This is a genomic window from Streptomyces blattellae, assembly GCF_009709555.1.
GTDB lineage: Bacteria > Actinomycetota > Actinomycetes > Streptomycetales > Streptomycetaceae > Streptomyces > Streptomyces blattellae.
This window is the reverse complement of sequence record NZ_WJBG01000246.1, coordinates 68,814-90,963: the sequence shown is the minus strand read 5'-3', so window position 1 is coordinate 90,963 and position 22,150 is coordinate 68,814. Positions and strand designations below refer to the sequence as shown.

Here is a 22,150-nt window from a genome sequence, read left to right as displayed (position 1 = left end):
TGACGGAGCATAGCTCATTGTTACCTATACTCACAATGAACGGCATCCTGATATTGTTCCCGCATGACCACCCCCGATCCCGACGGTCCGCTGGCCGAGCAGCTGCTGCGGTTCACCCGGCGTGTGCACCGGATCCAGAAGCGGCACATCGAGCAGTCCGGCCTGGGCATAACCCCGGCGCAGTCCCGGCTGCTGCGCACCCTCGCGCATTACGAGGCGCCGCCACGTATGGCCGACCTCGCCGAGCGGCTGGAGGTGGTCCCGCGGGCCGTCACCTCGCTGGTCGACGGGCTGGAGGCGAGCGGAAAGGTGCGGCGAGTGCCCGACCCCAGCAATCGGCGGGTGATCCGCATCGAGTTGACCGACGACGGGCACAAGGCGCTGGGCGAGCTTCGGGGGGCGCGCAGAGCGGCGGCCGACGAGATCCTGGCGCCCTTGACGCACGTGGAGCGTGCCGTGCTCGGGTCATTGCTGGACACGTTGGTGGACAAGGCGCGGCAGGGTTGAGAATGCCGCGGCCACCACCCCTGGAAAGGGACGGTGGCCGCATGAGGGTGTGGTGCGTCAACTGGCCTCGGGTGCGGGCTCCTTGGCCGGCCGGGTGAGTACGGCGGCGGGGGCGGGGGCATCAGTTCGCGGCGCCTCGTCGGCAGGGGTGGACTCGTCGGTTTCGCCGCCCTTGGCCGTGGGTTCGACCTCTCCGCCCAGCACCTTCCTCGCCCGTTCCATGTCCAGCGCACCCTCCCACCGGGACACGGCGAACACGGCGACGCAGTTGCCGAGCAGGTTCGTGACGACGCGCATCGAGTCCATGATGCGGTCCACGCCGAGCAGAAGGGCGACGGCCCCGGCGGGGATGGCACCCAGCGAGGAAGCGGTCGCGGACAGGGCGAGGAAGGCGGAACCGGGGATGCCCGCCATGCCCTTGCTGGTGAGCATCAGCACCAGGATCACGGTGATCTGCTGGCTCAGACTGAGGTCCACGCCCACGGCCTGCGCGATGAACAGCGTGCCGATGGACAGGTAGAGCGAGGCGCCGTCGAGGTTGAAGGAGTAGCCGGTGGGCAGCACCAGCCCGACGGCGTCGTCGCGGGCGCCGGCCTTGCGCAGCTTCTGCATCACCCGCGGCATGACGGACTCCGTGGAGGCGGTGCCGAGCGCGAGGAGCATCTCCTCACGGATGTAGCGCAGGAACTTCCACAGGCTCAGCCCGGTGACCATCCGCAGGGCGACGGCGAGCAGCGTTATGAAGAACGCCGCGGCCGCATAGCACAGGACGATCAGCTTGGCGTAGGTCTCGATGACACCGAGCCCGTACTGGCCGATCAGGACGGCCATGGCACCGAACACCGCGATCGGGGCGAGGCGCATGATGAAGCCGACGACCGCGAAGATGATCTCTTGGGCCTGCTCGATGGCGGGCAGGACCTGCGGCACCTTGGTGTGGCCGAGGTGGAGCAGCGCGGCGCCCACCAGACAGGCCAGGATGAGCACCTGGAGAAGCTCGTTCTCGGCGAAGGCTCCGATGAAACTGGTCGGGATCGCGTCGATGATGAACTCAGTGGTCGAGGGCAGCTCCCCGCCGCCGGTCTTCGCGTCGACCGCCGAGGTGTCGAGCGTGGACGGGTCGACGTTCATCCCCGAACCCGGCTGCACGACGTTGGCGGCGAGAAGTCCGATGAGCAGGGCGAGCGTGCTCGCGATCTCGAACCAGATCAGGGCCTTCAGCCCGATCCGGCCGAACGCCTTCAGGTCACCGGCCTTGGCAATGCCGACGACGACCACGCAGAACACCAGCGGCGAGATGATCGTCTTGATGAGCCGGGTGAAACCGTCGCCGAGCGGCTGCAGATCCGCGGCGAAGTCGGGCCACAGTCTGCCGACGACGATGCCCAGCACGAGCGCGCAGGCGACCTGCGCGAAGAGAGAGGTACGCAGTATGCGTGCGACGCGTCGCGGCAGGGACGGGACGGACGGCGGCACGGGCAACTCCTAGAGGGGACGGCGGTACAGCAGAAGCCCCGTAGGACTTCTGCCATACGGAAAGCGGTTTCCGTGCCGATCACTCTCCGGGCGCCGTTGATCCTTCCGGAAACCTTTGTGTATCGGTCATGTAAATCCGCCCCTGGTGGCATGTGACATACCACAGACCTCAACAGCTGCGTCGGTCCTCGGTCAGCACCCCCTGAACAGTCGTCAGCGCCCGGTCGTAGCACCCGCCCGTCCCCTGCAGCCGGTACCGCTCGCTCGTCGTGCCGACCGCGTGCCGCTGGTCGCGCGGCACGTTGGTCGTGTACGTGGCGTCGCCCGCATAGGTGTCGTCGAGCCGCGACCACGCGAGGCGCCGGCCACCCTGGAAGGCGACGACCGAGGCGCGGTCGCCGAGCGACAGCACCGTCCGCAACCGGTCGCCCGCGCCGATCGTGGTCGTGCCGTCCATCGTGTACGTCCGCTCTGTGCGCGTCGTCCGGGCCGGACCGCGTCCATCGACGGTGACCGACTCGTCGTCCGTCCAGCGGGCGTCGAGACCGTCGACCGTCTCGCCCTCCGTCCAGCGGTGCACGGAGGTGTTCGCCAGGGATCGGCTGACGGTGGTCGTCACCCGGCCGTGCGAGGTGTCGACGTATCCGGCGACGGTGAGCCGATGTCCGCCTTCGGTGTCCACTCGGTGTTGCGAACCGGGCGTATACGTCGAGGAGTTGGTGAGTTCGGCCGTGCGGTGGGCGGTGAGCTTCCCGCTGACGTGTGCACTCTTCGCGTCCTGCCAGACGAGGACGTTCACGGGAGTGCTCCAGCCGGTCTGCCCTTCGGGGACGCCGACCACGGAGACCTCGACTCGGTGCGGACGGCCGTCGTTGAGGAGGCCGGCGAACGGTGTCAGGTCGTATTCGATCGGCTTGATGTCGAAGGCGCGCGGGCCCGGAACGACGTACCAGAGGAAGGGGTTCGACCAGCCACCGGTCCACACGGTCGGGAACGGCGCGGCGATTCCGGCCAGTTGGCCGTCGACCGTCACCTGTACCTCCCGGTAGGGGCCGCCATCGGCCTGGCACGAGTACGGCGCCGAGTCGGGCACGGTCAGATACCAGTACTCCTCGCAGCCGCCGCCGGAGCCGGTGGCGTACACCTCGGCGACGATGCGTTCGCTGTTGCGCGGGGCGGTGAGGGTGGAGTCGGCGGCGAGGGTGAGGATCTGGTCGGGGGCTGTTGCCGGTGTGCTGGTCTTTTCGGCCGCGTAGAACGTCAGCGTGACCTTGACGTCGATGATCCCGGTGTACGTGCCGTCCACGACGTTCTCGATGAGCATCTCGACGTCCTGGGCGCTGCGGAAGGTGTCGCTGTAGCGCGTGACGTCCTTCTCGACGGACCACTCGATGCCGTCGGGCGACGGCTGCGGTGTCGACGTACGGAAGATCTCGACACCGCCGAGACGCACATACCCGAGCCGGTCGAACTGCCGTCCCTTGACCGTGCCGTCCATGCGCAGGACCACCTTGCTCCAGCGGTCGCCGCAGCCGTCCGGCGGTGTGTAGGCGCCGGTGTACGGCGTGAAGTCCCGGAACTGCGCCTCGGCGAGGGTGACTTGGCAGGACGTGCCGGAGGGCTTGGGGACGGGCGGGACGGCGGTTAGGGGGTCGTGCCAGTCGGTGGTGCTGAACTCGGGCGGGACGTCGGCTGATTGAGCGGGGGCCGCCGTGAGGAAGGTGCTCGCGAGGAGGGTCGCTCCGGCGAGCATGGACATGATGATCCGTCTCTTCATGGCCGGTGTTCTACGGGGAGTCGGGCGCCCTTGGCAATGAGGTGCAGAGACAGATCCGGCGAGGGCTCCGGCGCCCTCGCAGCCGGATCTGTTCGCCGGCCCGGAAAACCGTTTGCCTCTGGACACGTTGCGACGCGAACCTGTCACGGCTTGTCGCCGCCCTCCCGCCCCTGTCCGCCGCCCCTGTCCTCCACCTCCGTCCTCACCTCCGTCCTCCACCTCTTCCGACCTGTCACGAGCCACTGGGACGTCATGCAGATTCAAGGCCTTCCGTATCCCGACCCCGGTGTGCCGGACGCACGCTCGGGCCCCCGTTTCCTGCGGTGGCTCTTCCGGAATCAGCTGGGTGGGCAGTTGAAGTCGCTGGCCTGGGGCCTGCTGCACTTCGTGTCCGTCTCCGCGCTGCCGTTCTGTGTCGGCCTCGCCATCCAGGCAGTCGTCGACCGCTCAGGCAGCCGGCTGGCCCTCGCGGGCGGCCTGCTGGCACTGGCCGGTGCCGGTATCGCGCTCGGCGACACCTTCCTGCACCGCACGGCGGTCACCAACTGGATCACCGCCGCCGCCCGCGTTCAGCAACTGCTCGCCCGCAAGGCAGCGGTGCTGGGCTCGGCGCTGACCCGGCGCGTCGCGGCAGGTGAGGTCGTGGCCGTCTCCACGGGTGACGTCGAGAAGATCGGCTGGTTCGTGGAGGCCGTGTCCCGGTTCACCGCGGCCGCGGTCACCGTCGTACTGGTCTGCGTCGCCCTGGTCGTGTACCAGCCCGCACTGGGGGTGGTCGTCGCCGCGGGTCTGCCCGTCCTGGCGATCGCCGTGCTGCCGCTGCTCCCCCGCGCGACCCGGCGGGCGGACATCCAGCGTGAGAAGGCGGGGCGTGCCACCGAACTGGCCTCGGACACCGTGGCCGGACTGCGCGTCCTGCGCGGCATCGGCGGCGAGGAACTGTTCCTCGACCGCTACCGCAGCGCCTCCCAGGAAGTGCGCCGCGCGGCCGTGCGCAGCGCCCGGATGTGGTCCCTGATCTCCGCGATCCAGGTGCTGCTGCCGGGGCTGCTGCTGATCACGGTGGTCTGGTACGGCGTGCATCTCGCCCGCCAGGGCCGGATCACCGTCGGCGAACTGGTCACCGTCTACAGCTCGGTCATGGTCCTGACCTACCCCCTGCGGCACTTCGAGGAGATCGCGATGGCGTACTCCTTCTCGCGTCCGTCGGCCCGGCGTGCCGCGCGTGTGCTGTCGCTGGAGCGTGCCACGGACACGGGCGGATCGCGTGCCGCCGAGGTGCCGTCCGGGGATCTGTACGACCCGGCGACCGGTCTGCTGGCTCCCGCCGGCCGGTTCACCGCGGTGGTGTGCGGCGACCCCGACGCGGCCGGGCGGCTGGCGGAACGGCTGGGCGGGCACCCCGCGGAGGAGAGTACGTCGGTCCTGCTGGGCGGTGTGCCGCTGGACGAACTCCCGCTCGGCTCCGCACGGACGGCCGTCCTCGTCCAGGACAAGGATCCGGTGCTGCTGTCGGGTTCGCTGCGCGAACTGCTCGACGTGCCCGCGTCCGGTGATGTGGCTGCCGAGCGGGCACTGGCGGCGGCGCAGTGCGAGGACGTCCTGACCGCGCTCGTCCAGGGTTCGCTCGATGCGGAGGACCCGCTGGACGCCCGGATCACCGAGCGCGGGCGTTCCCTGTCCGGCGGCCAGCGGCAGCGGCTGGCGCTGGCCCGGTCACTGCTGACGGACCCCGAAGTGCTCGTCCTGGACGAACCGACGTCAGCCGTCGACTCGCACACCGAGGCACGGATCGCAACCGGCGTGCGGGAGTTGCGGCAGGGGCGCACGACCGTCGTGTTCACCTCCTCGCCGCTGCTTCTGGACCGCGCGGAGCGGGTCGTGCTGGTGCATGAGGGCGAGGTCGCGGCGGTGGGCGTGCACCGCGACCTCCTGGTGAAGGAGCCCCGGTACCGGGCCGTCGTCACCCGCGAGACCGACGACGAGGCGGCCCTGAACGACGTAGACGTATGGGAAGAACTGGAAGAGATCGAGGAGACAGCATGATCGGCGTGGCGCCACCGGCCTACGACCCGGCGGCACCGACGACGGCGAACACCCTGCCCGTCGGCGCCACCGCGACCGTCCGCGCCTATGTGGCCGAACTCTTCCGCCGGCACCGCCGTGCCTTCCTGCTCCTCATCGGCGTCAACACGGTCGCCGTGATCGCCTCGATGGCGGGCCCGTATCTGCTGGGCGGGCTCGTGGAGCGGGTGTCGGAGGAGGCGCGCGAGCTTCATCTGGAGCTCACCGTCTCGCTGTTCATGGTCGCGCTCGTCGTCCAGGCCGTGTTCGTACGACAGGTTCGGCTGCGGGGCGCGATGCTCGGGGAGCGGATGCTGGCCGATCTGCGCGAGGACTTCCTCGTGCGGTCGGTCGGGCTGCCGCCGGGCGTCCTGGAACGTGCGGGGACCGGCGACCTGCTGTCCCGGATCACGACGGACATCGACCGGCTGGCCAACGCGATGCGTGAGGCCGTACCGCAGCTGGCGATCGGCGTCGTGTGGGCGGCGCTGCTGCTCGGCGGACTCGTCGTCACGGCCCCGCCGCTCGCCGCCGCGGTCCTGCTCGCCGTGCCGCTGCTGGTGGTCGGCTGCCGCTGGTACTTCAAGCGGGCGCCCTCCGCCTACCGGTCGGAGGCCGCCGGGTACGCGTCCGTGGCCGCCGCGCTCGCCGAGACCGTGGACGCCGGGCGCACCGTCGAAGCCCACCGCCTCGGTGACCGCCGTATCGAGCTGTCGGACCGGAGGATCAAGGAGTGGACGGCCTGGGAGCGCTACACACTGTGGCTGCGCTCGGTGCTGTTCCCGGTCATCGGCGTCACCCATGTGATGGTGCTCAGCTCCGTCCTGATGGTGGGCGGCGTGTTCGTACTGCGGGGCTGGCTCGACGTCGGCCAGCTGACGACGGGTGCGCTGATCGCGCAGATGCTGGTCGACCCGGTGGGGCTGATCCTGCGCTGGTACGACGAGCTGCAGGTGGCCGAGGTGTCGCTGGCCCGGCTGGTCGGGGTCCGGGAGATCGAACCGGACGCCGGTGACGCAGAGGTGTCACCCGACGGGCGCGACGTGCGGGCGGACCGGGTCCACTTCGGCTACCTCGAAGGCGTGGACGTCCTGCGGAAGGTCTCCCTCGACGTCGCCCCCGGCACCCGGCTGGCTCTGGTCGGCCCGTCGGGCGCGGGCAAGTCCACCTTGGGCAGGCTGCTCGCCGGCATCTACGCGCCCCGGGACGGCCACATCACCCTCGGCGGCGCCGAACTGTCCCGGATGCCCGCCGAGGCGGTCCGCTCCCATGTGGCACTGGTCAACCAGGAGCACCACGTGTTCGTCGGCTCCCTGCGGGACAACCTCCTGCTCGCCAGGACGGACGCCGAAGACGCCGAGCTGTGGGCAGCGCTGGGCGCGGTCGACGCGGACGGCTGGGCGCGAGGGCTCGACGACGGCCTGGACACCGAGGTGGGCTCGGGCGGAGCGGCGCTCACGCCGGCCCAGGCCCAGCAGATCGCGCTGGCCCGCCTGGTGCTGGCCGACCCGCACACACTCGTCCTCGACGAGGCCACCTCCCTGCTCGACCCACGTGCGGCACGCCATCTGGAACGGTCCCTGGGCCGGGTCCTCGACGGCCGCACCGTCGTCGCCATCGCCCACCGGCTGCACACCGCCCACGACGCCGACGTCATCGCCGTCGTCGAGAACGGCCGGATCAGCGAGCTGGGCAGCCATGACGAACTGGTCGCGGCGGAGGGGGCGTACGCGGCACTGTGGCGGTCATGGCACGGGTGAGCCACCAGGTCCACTCGGTTCAGTACCCGTAACCGCCGGTGCCGTCGTCATCCGGCGACGGGACGGCATCGGTGACGGCTCTGCCCTCGGCGTCGAGCACGTACCAGACCCCGTCGATGCCCTGGCCCTTCAGATCACCCTCGTTGCGGTCCGGGGCGTAGTAGTACAGCGGATGCCCGGCGTACGTCGCCTGCGCCTCGCCGTCGCCCTTCGTGGTGCCGATGAGACCGGCGTCGGCGCCGGCGCCCGCCTCCGGCTTGCCTTCCATGGGCGGCCACAGCTCCAGGCAAGCCGCGTCGCACTCCATCGAGTTGGTGTTCTCGCCGTCCTCGGTGAAGAGGTACAGCGTGCGCCCGCCGCCGTCGACGAGGATGTCACCCAACGGCGAGTCGCTCGTCCTGACGGTGGAGGCGTCCCTGGCCGCGGACGCGCCGCCGCCGTCCCCGCCGCCTCCCCCTCCGCAGCCGGCCAGCGCCAGTGCCGCCGCCAGCGCGAACCCGGCGACGGTGATCCTGCTTCGCCTCATGATCTCTCCGTCCCTTCTGACGGTGGTTGTACGGGCGAGGGGCGCGGGGGGATTGCGGACGCCCGAGTCGGCATGGGGCGCAATCCCTTCGGCGCGCACATGCGTAGATAGAGGGTGTGGAGCTGTTCCCGCGTGCCGACCGGGTCGACGACGCCTCACTCGTCGCCGGCTTCGCGCTCGGTGACGAGCAGGCGGCGGTCGCCTTCGTCCGCCGCTTCCAGGACGCGGTGTACGGCCTCGCACTGTCGGTGACCCGTGATCCCGGCCTGGCCGAGGACGTGAGCCAGGAGGTGTTCGTACGGGCCTGGCGCGCGGCCGGCGACTACGACGCCCGGCGTGCGTCGGCCCTCACCTGGCTGCTCACCATCACGCGCAACGCCGCCATCGACGCGGTCCGGGCCCGCCGCTCCACCCCCGTCCTGGCCGACACCCTGGAGCGGCTGCTCGCCGTGACTCTCCGGGACGACGCCGAGGCCGACGGCACGGCACGGCCTGCGCTGGCCGCGCTGGAGGGCGAGCGCGCCGTACGGCGCCTGCGCTCCCTGCCGGTCGAGCAGGCCCGCGCGGTGGCACTCGCCGTGCTCGGCGGCTGTACGGCCGCCGAAGTGGCCCGGCACGAGGACATCCCGCTCGGCACCGCCAAGACCCGCATCCGCACCGGTCTGAGGAGGCTGCGCGACTCGCTGAAGGAGGGAAGCCCCGATGGCACCACACCCTGACGAGGACGAGCTCATCGCTCTGGCCCTCGGCACGCTCCCCGGCGAGCAGGCGCAGCTCCTGCGCCACCTCACCACCTGCCCGACCTGCCGTGCGGCGTACGACGACGTCTCGGCGGCCGTCGACTCCGTGCTGCCCGCGGCGCCCGCGGTCGCGGCCCCGTCCGGGTTCGACGCCCAAGTCCTCGACCGTCTGGACCTGCGCCCCCGGACCGCCGCCCGCCGCTCCTATCGAGTGCCGTTGCTGGTCGCCGCTGCCGCCGCTGCCGGTCTCTGCCTGGGCGCGGCGGGCACGACGCTGCTCGACCGCGACCCGGGGCCTGCCCAGGTGGCCGCGAGCGACCGCGGAGCCCTGCTGGTCACCGGTGCCGGGAGCGCGGTCGGCACTGTGGAGCCGAGCCGCCTCGGTGCCGAGCGCGTGGTCGTCATGCAGATCACGGACGGCCCTCCCGGCACCCACTACACATGCCGATTCCTCCTCACCGACGGCTCCACCCGCGACGCCGGCGAGTGGTGGATGCCGTCCTCCGGCCGGGCCACCTGGATCGCGTACGGGGACGCGGCGGCCGTCGATCGGGTCGAACTCGTCACCGACGACGACCGCGTCTGGTCGTCGGCTGATCTGGACGACTGAGCCCTGGCTGTCCCCTCCCGGGTGCTCGGCGGGGGTGGATGCCGGGGTGTTCGGCCGAGGGGGATACCGGGGGGCTCGACGGAGGCGGATCCCGGGATGCTCGGCCGAGCGGATCCCAGGGTGCTCGGCCGAGGCCCAGTGACGTACGGGCCGATCAGGAGGGTCGGGCGGGGTGGCGTGCAGACCGATCCGGCGGCGGGCCGGGCTGCGTGGCGTCCAAGCCGATTCCGGCAGCCCGGACGGCGTCGCGCCCAAGCCTGGCCCTGCCGAACCTGCCCTCTCTCACCTGTGCCGTTGCGCGGGCCCGAAAGGGGGTGGAAGGCTGGATATCGGTACCGGCTCGCGGAGTGCGTCCGGGAACCGCTCGGTTCCGATCGAGTGCGGCCGCGCCCCGTGCCCCGGCCGCCCGCCACCGACCGCGGTCGGAACGGGCCCGTCCCCATCACCTGGAGGTACCCGTGAACAGCGTCGACGGATGGGGAGACGACGTCTACCAGCCCGACGGATCCGAGGTCCAGGACGACGCGGGGTTGCTGGACGCGGAGGACACCCTGGTCGACGACGGTGTCGACGACCCCCTCGACCGGGGCTGGTCCCCTCCGGAGAGACCGTGGGCGGTGGAGCGCTCCGACGTGACGGCCGCCGAGCGCCGGCGCGGCGAGACGCTGGACCAACGGCTCGCCGAGGAGTTGCCGGATCTCACCGCGCCCGACGGGGACGGTATCGGCGACAGCCAAGGAACCGATGGGGAACTCTGGGACAACGAGGTCGGCGCTGTCCGCTCCGGCCGTCTCGTCGCCCCCGACGAAGGGGCGCACGAGGACGAGGAGAGCGCCATGGTCGCCACGGACGTCGGCATCGACGGCGCCGCGGCCTCGGCCGAGGAGGCCGCGATGCACATCGTCGACGAGGAGACCCTCTCCGGCTGACCTGTCGTCCCCCGCGCCGACGATCCCGGCGCCGTACAAGGAGCCGCCATGCAGCAGGACCAGCACCCCGACTACCACCCGGTCGTCTTCCGTGACCGCGCCGCCGGCTACGCCTTCCTGACCCGGTCCACCGCCACGAGCGAGCAGAGCATCGAGTGGGACGACGGCGAGACCTACCCGGTCGTGGACGTGGAGATCTCCTCCGAGAGCCACCCCTTCTACACCGGCAAGGCACGGACCGTGGACACCGAGGGCCGCGTCGCCCGGTTCGAGAAGCGGTACGGCAGCACCGGGCAGAGCGGCTGACAGCACGGGGCGGGTGGGCTGGGCCGCCGGCAACCCGGTGCCCCAGCCTGGTGCCGATGGGCTCAGATGACGTTGAGCGCCGCCGCGCAGCCCACGCCCCCGAGCAGCATGAAGGCCGGCATCAGCACCCTCAGCTCGACCCAGCTGCCCGCACGGAACCGCATGGCCTTCGGCGGGCCGATGGGGTACCAGCGCTTGCGGCCCACCGGTATCGGCCAGAGTATCGGGCAGCCGGAGACCGTCAGTGCGTCCCCGATGTCGTGCACCAGCGCCCCCAGCAGGATCGGCAGGCCCAGCCACAGGTACTCCTGGCCGGGCTCCGTGAACAGCCAGCCGGCGCCGTTGCCCGGCTCGTCCAGGACGCCCGCGAGGATCCACGCGCTGGTAGCCGCCAGCAGCCACACCAGGACATCGGCGCTGGATCCCCGCGTCGCCCGCCACAGCAGGCCCTCGATGGCCAGGACTATGTGCGCGAACAGAATTCCCAGCACCGCCCAGCGCCCCCCGGTGATCGCCAGGACCGAGGCACCCGCGCCGATCAGGACCGCCCACAGCCAGGTGTGCGTGAGCGTTCGGTGCCCGCCGGAGCGGCGCGGGTCGCCCTGCTTCTTCGTCGCCTTGTAGACGGCGTACGACAGCTTGTCGACGATCTCGCACAGCCCGCGCGAGAGCGGTCCGAAGGCCCGCGAGATGGTGGCCGACTTGTGATCGAGGTCCGGGGCGAGCGCGGCACCGGCACAGATCAGGGCGCCCACCAGAAGCACCGGCCACGGCATCGTGTGCCCAGTCGCGGCCGCGGCCGCTCCGACGCCGAGCCAGGCCGCGGCTCCCGACAGTGAGTGCGCTGGTCCCATCATCGCCGTTACCCGCCCCATTCCTCGTATACCGCTGTCCAGTTGACCGGGCGCGCTGACGCTCCGTCGGCGAGACAGCGTAGCGTTCGCGATCTTCTGGCCTGCATCCGATTCCCCCATCGGGCAGGAGGGCGGGCAAGATGGGTGCGTGACCCTCATCGATCAGCTGCCGCAGACCGCCGACCCCGACGCTCTCTACGAGGCCTTCGAGTCGTGGGCCCAGGAGCGCGGCCTCACCCTCTACCCCCACCAGGAGGAGGCGCTGATCGAGGTGGTCTCCGGTGCGAACGTGATCGTGTCGACGCCCACCGGCTCCGGCAAGAGCATGATCGCGGCGGGTGCGCACTTCGCGGCACTCGCCCGTGACGAGGTCACTTTCTACACCGCCCCGATCAAGGCGCTCGTCTCGGAGAAGTTCTTCGAGCTGTGCAAGCTCTTCGGCACCGAGAACGTCGGCATGCTCACCGGCGACGCGTCCGTCAATGCCGACGCCCCCGTGATCTGCTGCACCGCCGAGGTGCTCGCGTCGATCGCCCTGCGCGACGGCAAGCAGGCCGACGTCGGCCAGGTCGTGATGGACGAGTTCCACTTCTACGCGGAGGGCGACCGGGGCTGGGCCTGGCAGATCCCGATCCTCGAACTGCCGCAGGCGCAGTTCGTCCTGATGTCGGCCACGCTCGGCGACGTCTCGATGTTCGAGAAGGACCTCACCCGGCGCACCGGCCGCCCGACCGCCGTGGTCCGCTCGGCGACCCGCCCCGTCCCCCTCTCCTACGAGTACCGCCTCACCCCGCTCACGGAGACACTGACCGAACTGCTGGACACCAAGCAGGCGCCGGTCTACATCGTGCACTTCACCCAGGCCCAGGCCGTGGAGCGGGCGCAGGCGCTGATGAGCATCAACATGTGCTCGCGCGAGGAGAAGGACCAGATCGCCGAACTGATCGGAAACTTCCGCTTCACCACCAAGTTCGGCCGCAACCTCTCCCGCTACGTCCGGCACGGCATCGGTGTCCATCACGCCGGCATGCTGCCCAAGTACCGGCGCCTGGTGGAGAAGCTCGCCCAGGCCGGTCTGCTGAAGGTCATCTGCGGCACGGACACGCTCGGCGTGGGCGTCAACGTCCCCATCCGCACGGTGCTGTTCACGGCGCTCACCAAGTACGACGGCAACCGCGTGCGCACGCTGCGCGCCCGTGAGTTCCACCAGATCGCGGGGCGGGCCGGGCGCGCGGGCTTCGACACGGCGGGTTTCGTCGTGGCGCAGGCACCCGAGCACGTCATCGAGAACGAGAAGGCGCTGTCCAAAGCGGGTGACGACCCGAAGAAGCGCCGCAAGGTGGTCCGCAAGAAGGCGCCCGAGGGTTTCGTCGGGTGGACGGAGAACACCTTCGAGAAGCTCATCGCCTCCGATCCGGAGCCGCTGGCCTCGCGTTTCCGTGTGACACACACGATGCTGCTGTCGGTGATCGCTCGCCCCGGCAATGCCTTCGAGGCGATGCGGCACCTCCTGGAGGACAACCACGAGCCGCGCAAGCAGCAGCTCAGGCACATCCGGCGGGCGATCGCCATCTACCGTTCGCTGCTGGACGGCGGCATCGTCGAGAAGCTCGACGAGCCTGATGCCTCGGGCCGCATCGTGCGCCTCACCGTCGATCTCCAGCAGGACTTTGCGCTCAACCAGCCGCTGTCCACGTTCGCCCTGGCCGCGTTCGAGCTGCTGGACCCCGAATCGCCGTCGTACGCCCTGGACATGGTGTCGGTCGTCGAGTCGACTCTGGACGACCCGCGGCAGATCCTCGCCGCCCAGCAGAACAAGGCGCGCGGCGAGGCCGTGGCCGCGATGAAGGCGGACGGCGTCGAGTACGAGGAGCGGATGGAGCGGCTCCAGGACATCTCGTACCCGAAGCCCCTGGAAGAGCTGCTCTTCCACGCCTACAACACCTACCGCAAGAGCCACCCCTGGGTGGGCGACCACCCGCTGTCGCCGAAGTCCGTCATCCGCGACATGTACGAACGGGCCCTGTCCTTCACGGAATTGGTCTCCTTCTACGAGCTGGCCCGCACCGAGGGCATCGTCCTGCGCTACCTCGCCGGCGCCTACAAGGCGCTCGACCACAACATCCCCGACGACCTCAAGTCCGAGGACCTTCAGGACCTGATCGAGTGGCTCGGCGAAATGGTGCGCCAGGTCGACTCCAGCCTGCTGGACGAGTGGGAGCAACTCGCCAACCCGGAGGAGATGACCGCCGAGGAGGCCCAGGAGAAGGCCGACGAGGTCAAGCCGGTGACGGCGAACGCGCGCGCCTTCCGGGTCCTGGTCCGCAACGCCCTGTTCCGCCGCGTCGAGCTGGCCGCCCTCGACCAGGTCGAGGAGCTGGGCGAGATGGACGCCGAGTCCGGCTGGGACGCGGACGCCTGGGGCGAGGCGATGGACAAGTACTGGGACGAGTACGACGACCTCGGCACCGGTCCCGACGCCCGCGGCCCCAAACTGCTGGTCATCGAGGAGGAGCCGCGGAACGGCCTGTGGCGTGTGCGCCAGATCTTCGACGACCCGAATGACGATCACGACTGGGGCATCAGCGCGGAGATCGATCTTGCCGCCTCCGACGCGGAAGGGCGTGCGGTGGTCCGCGTCACCGACGTCGGCCAGCTGTGAGCACAGGAGAATTTCACCCATGACGAATCCGGCCGAGAGACTCGTCGACCTGCTCGACCTTGAGCAGATCGAGGTCAACATCTTCCGGGGCCGCAGCCCGCAGGAGTCCCTGCAACGGGTCTTCGGTGGCCAGGTCGCGGGCCAGGCACTGGTCGCCGCCGGGCGCACCACGGACGGCGAACGCCCGGTGCACTCGCTGCACGCGTACTTCCTGCGCCCGGGCCGACCGGGCGTGCCGATCGTGTACCAGGTCGAGCGGGTCCGGGACGGCCGGTCGTTCACCACCCGCCGGGTCACCGCGGTGCAGCAGGGCCGCACGATCTTCAATCTCACCGCCTCCTTTCACATGCCTGAGGAAGGTCCCTTCGAACACCAGCTGCCACCGGCTCGCAAGGTCCCGGACCCGGAGTCCCTGCCGACGGTGTCGCAGGAGATCCGGGAGCATCTGGGCGCGCTGCCGGAGCAGTTGGAGCGCATGGCCCGGCGCCAGCCCTTCGACATCCGCTATGTGGACCGGCTGCGCTGGACCGCCGAGGAGGTCAAGGACGCCGAGCCGCGCAGCGCCGTGTGGATGCGCGCGGTGGGGCCGCTGGGCGACGATCCGCTCGTGCACACCTGCGCGCTGACCTACGCCAGCGACATGACCCTCCTGGACGCCGTCCGGATCCCGGTCGAACCCCTGTGGGGCCCACGGAGCTTCGACATGGCATCGCTGGACCACGCCATGTGGTTCCATCGGCCGTTCCGCGCGGACGAGTGGTTCCTGTACGACCAGGAGTCGCCGATCGCGGCGGGCGGACGGGGCCTTGCCCGCGGGCGCATCTACGACATGGAGGGACGGCTGCTCGTCTCCGTCGTCCAGGAGGGGCTGTTCCGGGCGCTGTAGGTCACTCTCCTCTGCGGCGCAGCCAGCCCACCAGCCCTGCTCGTGATCGCCTGGGCTCCTGGGTACGGGCGGGAGTGCGGTGCGGGGTGGCAGGGGGTTCCGGCTGCTTCGCCGTCGGTCGTGGTGCGGGGCGGTGCCTGCGTGCCTCGTCCAGCGCCTGGGTCAGGTCCGCCCGGAGCCAGCTGATTTCGTCGGCGTCGTCCGCCGTCATGATCCGCTCGGCGAGGTGCGCCGCGGGCGAGCCGGGGGCGCCGTGAGCGGGCGGGGCGGGCCGGAACCTGTTCAGATGGGCCCGCTCATAAGGGTCTGTGACGATCTCCGCGATCTGTACCGGGTCGAGCAGGGCGGCCACGGCACCGGCGTGCTGCCAGGGGTCGTCGGCCTGCCGCAGGAGGAAGCCCAGGTGACGACCGCGCCAGTTGCGGGGCCGTAGGTCCAGGCCGGCGTCCAGCTGGTCGCGAAGTCCTTCGGGTGTTCGGCCGTTCAACAGCCGGGTGTTCTTCTCGTCGGTCGCGAACTGACGTAGTTCTTCGGCCAGATAGAGCCAGACAATCGCTCGGTAGCGGTTGATGTAGAACGAGACCGGGGCCATCAGGCCGAGCCGTGCGAGGCGGGTGAACCTGCCTGCGGTCACCTCCATGATGCGGGCGCCTTCCGTAGCCCCTACCGCCTTGACAGCGCTGGACAGCCCTTCCGGGAAACCCTCTTCGGCGCGCAGCCGCTCGATCTCCTCCTGGGCCACGCGACGGCCACCGCCTCCTTCGTCGGGCACGGTCCGGATGCGCCCGAGGTGCACGGCGAGGTCGAACTCGCGCCGCTTCAACCCGAGTTCGCGTGCGGCGCGGCTCGGCGCCCAGGAAAGTCGGTGCGGTTTGGTGATGGTGTCGCCGGACATGTCTCCCCCGTGGAGTCAGCGGCTCACGCCGAGTGCGATCGCCGTGAAAAAACCGTAGCCGGTCCGGCGGATCTCGTGGCGAGCCTGTGGATAACTCCGCAGAAGATGGGAAACACGCAGGTCAAGCGTCTGGAGCTGGAGAGCGCTCGGGCTGGCGTGTATCCACGCCGAGGTGCTCACCGACACGATTGACGAGCAGGGTCATCTCGTAGGCGATCTGACCGATGTCCGCCTCCGCGCCGCTGAGGACGCACAGACAGCTGCCGCTGCCGGCAGCCGTGACGAACAGGACCGCGTCGTCGAACTCCACCATGGTCTGGCGCACTCTGCCCGCGCCGAAGTGGCGTCCGGAGCCCTTGGCCAGACTGTGCAGCCCGGACGAGACAGCGGCGAGATGTTCCGCATCCTCCCGTCGTAAGCCCGTACTCGCTCCCGTGACCAGCCCGTCGTTGGACAGGACCAATGCGTGCCGCACCTGTTCGACGCGCTCGGTCAGATCGTCCAGCAGCCAGTCAAGTCCCTGCTTCTGCGCCATGGTCCGGTCTCCCCGTAAGGTGTCTCCCCCTGGCTGGAGGATCTGCCGGCCACCCTTCCGGACGACGGGGCATCGGGGCAAGGAGGACGGGGGCGTGGCACAGAAGATGACCGATGACGAATGGCGGGCGTTCGTCTCGTGCGCCACCCACACCGACAGGCTGTCGACCGTCCGGGCAGCCGGGAGCCCGCATGTGACGCCGATCTGCCCCGTGACGGGCGTGCCGCGCTGTGCGTGGACGACGACCGGCCGCCGTTCGACTGTGTGGTGCAGACCGGTCGCGCTCACCTTTCGGAGAATCTCGCGGAGCTGCGGTCCGGGTCACGACCGACAAAGTCCTGGCGCAGAAGGGCATCGCGGACTGAGCCGTACTCCCGCCTCAGCTCACGGAGTTGAGCAGCCGGGCGGTGTGCATGCGCCCGGCGTACTCGACGAGTCGGATCAGTACCTCCTTGCCCGAGTCGCGGTCGCGGGCGTCGCAGAGCACCACGGGTGTTCCCCGGTCCAGGTCGAGGGCGCGCGAGACGTCATGTGCGCCGTACGTCCGTGCGCCGGCGAAGCAGTTCACGGCGACCACGAACGGGATGTGCCGGTGCTCGAAGTAGTCGACGGCGGGGAAGCAGTCCTCCAGGCGCCGGGTGTCCGCGAGGACGACGGCGCCCAGGGCTCCTTGCGACAACTCGTCCCACAGGAACCAGAAACGGTCCTGGCCCGGTGTACCGAAGAGGTAGAGGGACAGGCCCGACCTGATGGTGATGCGCCCGAAGTCCATGGCGACGGTCGTGGTGACCTTCTGGTCCACGCCGTCGGTGTCGTCCACCGACTGGCCGACCTCGCTGAGCAGTTCCTCGGTGCGCAGGGGTTTGATCTCGCTGACCGCGCCCACCAGGGTGGTCTTGCCCACGCCGAATCCGCCGGCGACCAGTATCTTCAGCGCCAGAGGGGCGGACTCGCCGCCCTGGGCGTCGGAGTGCTCGGAGACCATCGATCACTTCTCTCGGGAGTGCCGGCAACGGTCGACGTGTGAAGGCAGCATCATGACAACTGCGGCTTTCTCTTGAGGGATTGGACCGCTATTGGCTGATTTCCGAACGTTCATCTACAGCGCCCGCAATCCCTCGATCACCTCGCGCAGAATCCGTTCGTCGGGAAGCTGCGCCGGCGGCACCGGGCGGCTGACGGTGACGCAGCCGAGTTCCAGCAGGTCCCCCAGGAGCACACGCACCACGCCCACGGGCAGATCGGCGCCCGCGGCGAGTTCCGCGACCGACTGGGTCTCGTTTCGGCACAGATCGACAAGCGCGCGGTGTTCGGGCCCGAGTGCCGTGTCGTCGAATCCGGATGCGCCCGCGTCCAGGGTGACGAGTGCGATGAGGTCGAACCGCACTCCGGTGGGGCCGGGTTTGGTGCGTCCGCCCGTCATCGCGTACGGGCGGACGAGGGGTCCGGCCTCGTTGTCGTACCACTGGCTGCCCTGCTCCCGCGGGGCGCCCGTCAGGTGATCGTTCATGTGCGCGGACCGCCCTCTCGGTTCATCCGGCGGCGGGCGGCCGGGCGGCGACGCGCGGTGCCGCGTAGAGGTGCTCGCCGACGCGCTTGACCAGCCGCGCCATCTCGTAGGCCACCAGCCCGATGTCGGCGGTGACGGCGGTCAGGACGGCGAGGCAGGAGCCGTCGCCCGCCGCGGCCACGAACAGGAAGCCGTCGTCCATCTCCACCATGGTCTGGCGTACGCCGCCCGCGCCGAAGTGCCGGCCGGTGCCCTTGGCCAGGCTGTGGAAGCCGGAGGCGACCGCGGCGAGGTGTTCGGCGTCCTCACGGCGGAGGTCGGTGGACGCGCCGACGGCCAGTCCGTCGTTGGACAGCACCACGGCGTGCCTGACCTCGCTCACGCGCAGGACCAAGTCATCCAGCAGCCAGTCGAGTTCGCCCGGGTGCTGGGCGGCTCTCGTGCTCGGGTCCTGGATCATGCAGGGTCTCCTTCGCTGCTGTCTCTGCCCGCCGGGGTCTTGGGAGCGGCAGCGCGTCCCGGCTGCCTGCCGCCGCCGCGCGCCCAGCCGTCGCGGTATGCCGCCATGCGGTCCCGCACGAGTTCGGGTGTGCGCTCGTCGTCGTCCCGCGGGGTAGCCGGTGGGGCCGGATCCTCTGGGCGCCCGTCGCGCAGTTGGGGGGCGAGGTTCGCCTGCCGTACGCGGCGGGGAAGGTCGTCGGAGGCTTCGGAGTCGTCCGACGGGCGGTGCAGTCGCAAGGTGGTGACTCCGGGGGGTGGTGTGTCTGCCGCGGTGTCCACAGCGGCGGCTACGGGGGCCACCAGCGCGGGGCGGTCCGCGGGCCCGGTCACGGACTCCTGATGGCGGGCGGGACCGGGCACGCGCGCGTACTCGCCTTCCGCGGGCCGTTCCTTCTCCGCGGTCTTGCCAGGGGAACGATCCTCCGCGCCGCTGTGCAGCAGGGCGGTGGGCAGCAGCACGACCGCGGTGGTACCGCCGTAGGGGGAGGTCCGCAGGTGCACCTTGACGCCGTGCCGGGCCGCGAGCCTGCTGACCACGAAGAGGCCGAGCCGGTCGCTGTCGAACAGGTCGAGGGCCTCGGACTGTTCGATACGGCGGTTGGCCTCGGCGAGGGTCTCCTTGCCCATGCCCAGGCCCCGGTCCTCGACTTCGATGACGTAGCCGTTGCCGACGGGTTCGCCGGTGATCCGCACGCGCGTGTGCGGGGGCGAGAACTGGGCGGCGTTCTCGACGATCTCCGCGAGGAGGTGGGTGAGGTCGGCCACGGCCGCCCCGATGACGGCGGCGTCGGGGAGTTGTCGTACCTCCACGCGCGCGTAGTCCTCGACTTCGGAGACCGCCGCGCGGACCACGTTCGTCAGGGAGACCGGCATGCGCCACGCCCGGCCGGGTGCCGACCCGGAGAGGATGATCAAGCTTTCGGCGTGGCGCCGCATACGGGTGGTGAGGTGGTCGAGCCGGAACAGGTCGCTGAGTTCGTTGGGGTCCTCGGAGCGGCGTTCCATGCTGTCGAGGAGGCTGAGCTGACGGTGGACGAGGATCTGGCTGCGGCGGGCCAGGTTGACGAAGACACCGGAGATGCCGCTGGCCAGCTCCGCGCGCTCCACGGCGGCCCGCAGCGCGGCGCGGTGCACGGTGGCGAGCGCCTCGGCGACCTGACCGGCCTCGTCCTCCGCGGGCGGACCGGGCGGCGCCTCGACGTGGACGTCGATCTCCTCGCCCGCGCGCAGCTTCCGCATGGCTTCGGGCAGCTTGCGCCGGGCGATCTCCAGGGCGCTGTTGCGCAGAGTCACCAGCTCGACCACGAGAGCCCGGCCGATGCGTACGGAGATGACGAGCGACGCTGCGACGGCAACGAGGCCGAGCAGGACCGCGGCACCGGCCGGGGTGAGCAGACCTCGGGTGAACGGGTCGGCCCGGTCGGCGACGCCCCGTCCGGCGTTCGCTTCGATCGTGCGCATCGCGTCCTGCACGCGCGCGTGCGCCCGATCCCAGGTGGCTTCCGGTGCCGCGTCGATCGCCCGTGCGCCCGAGCCGGTCGCGAGGATCTTGTCCTCGGCGGCGCCCAGGGCGGCGTAGGCGCTGCCGTCGGCGAGTTCCCGCCAAGCGGTGCGTTCGGGACCGCGCAGGTCCGCGACGGCGGACTCGGTGAGGGTGCGGCGGGTGTCGACGGCTCCGGTGAACCGCCGCATCCGCTCTCCGTCGAGGCGACCGGCGAGGCGTGCGCCTGCCAGCACGACGTTCTCTTGGGCCAGCGCCTCGCCCGCGCGGGAGAATTCGAGCAGTACGCGCGCGTCCGAGCCGAGTTCGGCGTCCTGGATGCCGGTGAGCGCGCCGCCCACGGTGAAGGCCGCCGCGATGGTCCTGGTGTACTGCCGGTACGTCTCGTCCCAGCCCGCGCGCCGGTCAAGCACCGCGGTGCGCAGCGGGCGTAGTTCCTCGGCGGCCATGACGAACGCTTCCAGACGTGCGGCCACTCCGGCGGGGAGTGCCTCGCTGTCGGCGACGGTGTTGTCCTCGCCGAGCCGGAGTTCCTTCACGGCCCGGTCCGTGCGCTCGGCGAGCCGCCCGATGTCACCGCTCTGTCCGGCGGATGGATCGGTGGCGTGACGCACGGCGGCCTCGCGCTCCGCCTGGAGCGCGGCGACGGCGTCCGCGACGGGGGCACGGATCGCGGAGTCCACCCGCTGCAACTGCCGCAGCCGGGAGACGTCCTGGGCGGTGCTCACGGTGGCGTAGGCCCACAGGGCGAGCAGCGAGACAACCGACACCATCAGCAGGCAGACGATCTTGGCGCGTACGGTGCGCGGACGTATCCGCCATCGCCTTCCGCGCGCGGGTGCGTCGGCCACCACCGTGTCCACGGGGTCGTCCCGCCCTTCGTCCGCGGGCGGTCCGGCGTGGGCGCGGCGCCCGCGCACGGGCGGCGGCGCGGCGCCGGCTTCAGGGGCTTTTCGGGGTGTACGCATGGCCTCCTCGCTCGGAAGTCGTTCGGGGCGTCCCTGCCGGACCTCTCCGGGGCGGATCCGCCGCTAGGCGCTCCGCTGGACGTCCGGTGCGTCGGCTGCGGGTCCCGGTCCGTCGGCCACGGGCCCGTCGTGGCTGGTCGCGCCCGCGCGGCGGTAGCCGCACATCGGCACACCCCCGCGCTCCTTTGGGCGTGCGCCGATACGCCCCGGACTTCGACATTTCGACGGACCCGCTCAGCGGGCGACGCTCTCGACCGGACGCTGGGCCGAGGCGGATGCCTCGCGCTCGCCCGTCGTGGGAGACAGGGCGACGAAGGCCGAGGTCAGGAACAGGTAGGACCCGAGGCCGACGGCGAGGGGGAAGATGAACTGCATCGCCGTGGCGCCGGGCAGGACCTCGCCGGACGGCGTGACGTGCACGCTCACCGCGAACATCCCGGTGTAGTGCATGCTGCTCACCGCCGCCCCCATGATGAGCGAGGCGATCGTGACGGCGACCGGGGACTTGATGTTGAGGGCCGCCCACAGGGCCGCCGTGGCGGCGACGACGGCGATCAGCACGGAGAGTCCGACGAGCACCGGGTCGTAGCCGACGTCTCCGTGCAGGCGCAACGCCGCCATTCCCAGGTAGTGCATGCTTGCCACGCCGAGGCCGGTGGTGAGTCCGCCGATCAGCAGCGCACGGCCGCGGTCACGGCTGTAGCCGACGGCGAAGACGCCGGTACAGACGACCGCCATGGCGACGAGGAGGCTCAGGATGGTGAGCGGCACGTCGTAGTGGATGTCGGTGCCGCTGACGCTGAAGCCGAGCATGGCCACGAAGTGCATGGTCCAGATGCCGGTTCCGATGGCCGAGGCGGCGGTGATGAGCCAGTTGCGGCGCGACCGGCCGGTGGCACCGAGCGCTCGGACGGTGCAGCGCAGTCCGAGCGCGGCGCCTATACAGGCCATGACGTACGACAGTGCGGGTGTCAGCCAGCCCAGGGCGGCGTGGTCCAGGTGTCCCATGGCCCAGGGACGCTAGGGGGCAGGGGCACACCAAGGGGGCGCGTTTCGAAAGGTGCTGGAATATGACGCAGAGAGGTGGCTGAACGATCGCGTCGCGCTCGAACGTGTGCGCCGCGACGTCCTCCCTGTCAGTGA

At 70.6% G+C, this 22,150-nt stretch carries 20 protein-coding genes and 1 pseudogene; 10 read left to right on the top strand and 11 right to left on the bottom strand.

The genetic code is table 11. The features are described 5' to 3' along the window. Positions 1-63: 63 nt before the first annotated feature. On the top strand, positions 64-507 hold the full coding sequence (locus GFH49_RS36750; RefSeq protein ID WP_155060398.1) for a MarR family winged helix-turn-helix transcriptional regulator: 444 nt from the start codon (positions 64-66) through the stop codon (positions 505-507). Positions 508-564: 57 nt separating this feature from the next. On the opposite strand, the gene GFH49_RS36745 is transcribed toward GFH49_RS36750, so the two are convergent. Further along, positions 565-1,983 (bottom strand): cation:dicarboxylate symporter family transporter, encoded by a 1,419-nt coding sequence (locus GFH49_RS36745; RefSeq protein WP_155060397.1) that lies wholly within the window; start codon positions 1,981-1,983, stop codon positions 565-567. Positions 1,984-2,152: 169 nt separating this feature from the next. Further along, positions 2,153-3,760, bottom strand: coding sequence for a peptide-N4-asparagine amidase (locus GFH49_RS36740; protein WP_155060396.1), 1,608 nt, complete (start codon positions 3,758-3,760; stop codon positions 2,153-2,155). Positions 3,761-4,012: 252 nt separating this feature from the next. On the opposite strand from GFH49_RS36740, the gene GFH49_RS36735 reads away from it, so the two are divergent. Together GFH49_RS36735 and GFH49_RS36730 are read left to right on the top strand one after the other, a co-directional pair. Next, entirely contained in the window at positions 4,013-5,806 is a 1,794-nt protein-coding gene (locus GFH49_RS36735; RefSeq protein WP_155060395.1) for an ABC transporter transmembrane domain-containing protein, read from the top strand. Further along, positions 5,803-7,584: an ABC transporter ATP-binding protein gene (locus GFH49_RS36730; RefSeq protein WP_155060394.1), complete on the top strand. Its 1,782-nt coding sequence runs from the start codon at positions 5,803-5,805 to the stop codon at positions 7,582-7,584. The genes GFH49_RS36735 and GFH49_RS36730 overlap by 4 nt, the downstream gene beginning before the upstream one ends. Positions 7,585-7,603: 19 nt before the next feature. On the opposite strand, the gene GFH49_RS36725 is transcribed toward GFH49_RS36730, so the two are convergent. Further along, the gene (locus tag GFH49_RS36725; RefSeq protein WP_155060393.1) at positions 7,604-8,110 is read right to left on the bottom strand and encodes a COG4315 family predicted lipoprotein; all 507 of its coding nucleotides are present in this window, start codon (positions 8,108-8,110) and stop codon (positions 7,604-7,606) included. A gap of 116 nt (positions 8,111-8,226) precedes the next feature. Here GFH49_RS36725 and GFH49_RS36720 point away from each other — a divergent pair, with 116 nt between their 5' ends. From GFH49_RS36720 to GFH49_RS36705, 4 genes are all read left to right on the top strand, one after another. Then, positions 8,227-8,829, top strand: coding sequence for a sigma-70 family RNA polymerase sigma factor (locus GFH49_RS36720; protein ID WP_155060392.1), 603 nt, complete (start codon positions 8,227-8,229; stop codon positions 8,827-8,829). Continuing rightward, positions 8,813-9,460 (top strand): anti-sigma factor, encoded by a 648-nt coding sequence (locus GFH49_RS36715; protein ID WP_155060391.1) that lies wholly within the window; start codon positions 8,813-8,815, stop codon positions 9,458-9,460. The genes GFH49_RS36720 and GFH49_RS36715 overlap by 17 nt, the downstream gene beginning before the upstream one ends. 458 nt (positions 9,461-9,918) lie before the next feature. Further along, the gene (locus GFH49_RS36710; protein WP_155060390.1) at positions 9,919-10,389 is read left to right on the top strand and encodes a DUF5709 domain-containing protein; all 471 of its coding nucleotides are present in this window, start codon (positions 9,919-9,921) and stop codon (positions 10,387-10,389) included. 48 nt (positions 10,390-10,437) lie between these two features. Beyond that, positions 10,438-10,695 carry a type B 50S ribosomal protein L31 gene (locus GFH49_RS36705; protein WP_155060389.1) on the top strand — a complete coding sequence of 86 codons (258 nt, stop codon included), beginning with the start codon at positions 10,438-10,440 and terminating at the stop codon, positions 10,693-10,695. Positions 10,696-10,757: 62 nt separating this feature from the next. Here GFH49_RS36705 and GFH49_RS36700 read toward each other — a convergent pair whose 3' ends face one another. Next, positions 10,758-11,552, bottom strand: a complete 795-nt coding sequence (locus GFH49_RS36700; protein ID WP_155060388.1) for a metal-dependent hydrolase — start codon at positions 11,550-11,552, stop codon at positions 10,758-10,760. 145 nt (positions 11,553-11,697) lie between these two features. Between GFH49_RS36700 and GFH49_RS36695 the strand changes: the two genes are divergently transcribed. Together GFH49_RS36695 and GFH49_RS36690 are read left to right on the top strand one after the other, a co-directional pair. Next, positions 11,698-14,211: a DEAD/DEAH box helicase gene (locus GFH49_RS36695; protein ID WP_155060387.1), complete on the top strand. Its 2,514-nt coding sequence runs from the start codon at positions 11,698-11,700 to the stop codon at positions 14,209-14,211. Positions 14,212-14,230: 19 nt separating this feature from the next. Further along, entirely contained in the window at positions 14,231-15,097 is an 867-nt protein-coding gene (locus tag GFH49_RS36690) for an acyl-CoA thioesterase (protein WP_155060386.1), read from the top strand. Between the two features lies 1 nt (position 15,098). Here GFH49_RS36690 and GFH49_RS36685 read toward each other — a convergent pair whose 3' ends face one another. Both GFH49_RS36685 and GFH49_RS36680 read right to left on the bottom strand, forming a co-directional pair. Beyond that, positions 15,099-15,992 carry a DUF6397 family protein gene (locus GFH49_RS36685; RefSeq protein WP_155060385.1) on the bottom strand — a complete coding sequence of 298 codons (894 nt, stop codon included), beginning with the start codon at positions 15,990-15,992 and terminating at the stop codon, positions 15,099-15,101. 121 nt (positions 15,993-16,113) lie between these two features. Continuing rightward, entirely contained in the window at positions 16,114-16,527 is a 414-nt protein-coding gene (locus GFH49_RS36680; RefSeq protein WP_155060384.1) for a roadblock/LC7 domain-containing protein, read from the bottom strand. A gap of 94 nt (positions 16,528-16,621) precedes the next feature. Between GFH49_RS36680 and GFH49_RS40850 the strand changes: the two are divergent. After that, positions 16,622-16,842: pseudogene (locus tag GFH49_RS40850) on the top strand (pyridoxamine 5'-phosphate oxidase family protein); the annotation flags it as partial. Between the two features lie 64 nt (positions 16,843-16,906). Here the strand turns inward: GFH49_RS40850 and GFH49_RS36675 are convergent. The 5 genes from GFH49_RS36675 to GFH49_RS36655 form a co-directional block, all read right to left on the bottom strand. Then, positions 16,907-17,512 (bottom strand): GTP-binding protein, encoded by a 606-nt coding sequence (locus GFH49_RS36675; RefSeq protein WP_155060383.1) that lies wholly within the window; start codon positions 17,510-17,512, stop codon positions 16,907-16,909. Between the two features lie 114 nt (positions 17,513-17,626). Next, positions 17,627-18,037, bottom strand: a complete 411-nt coding sequence (locus GFH49_RS36670; protein ID WP_155060382.1) for a DUF742 domain-containing protein — start codon at positions 18,035-18,037, stop codon at positions 17,627-17,629. A 22-nt stretch (positions 18,038-18,059) separates the two neighbouring features. Next, positions 18,060-18,497 (bottom strand): roadblock/LC7 domain-containing protein, encoded by a 438-nt coding sequence (locus tag GFH49_RS36665; protein WP_155060381.1) that lies wholly within the window; start codon positions 18,495-18,497, stop codon positions 18,060-18,062. Further along, positions 18,494-21,007 (bottom strand): sensor histidine kinase, encoded by a 2,514-nt coding sequence (locus GFH49_RS36660; RefSeq protein ID WP_155060380.1) that lies wholly within the window; start codon positions 21,005-21,007, stop codon positions 18,494-18,496. The genes GFH49_RS36665 and GFH49_RS36660 overlap by 4 nt, the downstream gene beginning before the upstream one ends. A gap of 234 nt (positions 21,008-21,241) precedes the next feature. Continuing rightward, positions 21,242-22,015, bottom strand: coding sequence for an MHYT domain-containing protein (locus GFH49_RS36655; RefSeq protein WP_155060379.1), 774 nt, complete (start codon positions 22,013-22,015; stop codon positions 21,242-21,244). Positions 22,016-22,150 lie beyond the last annotated feature (135 nt).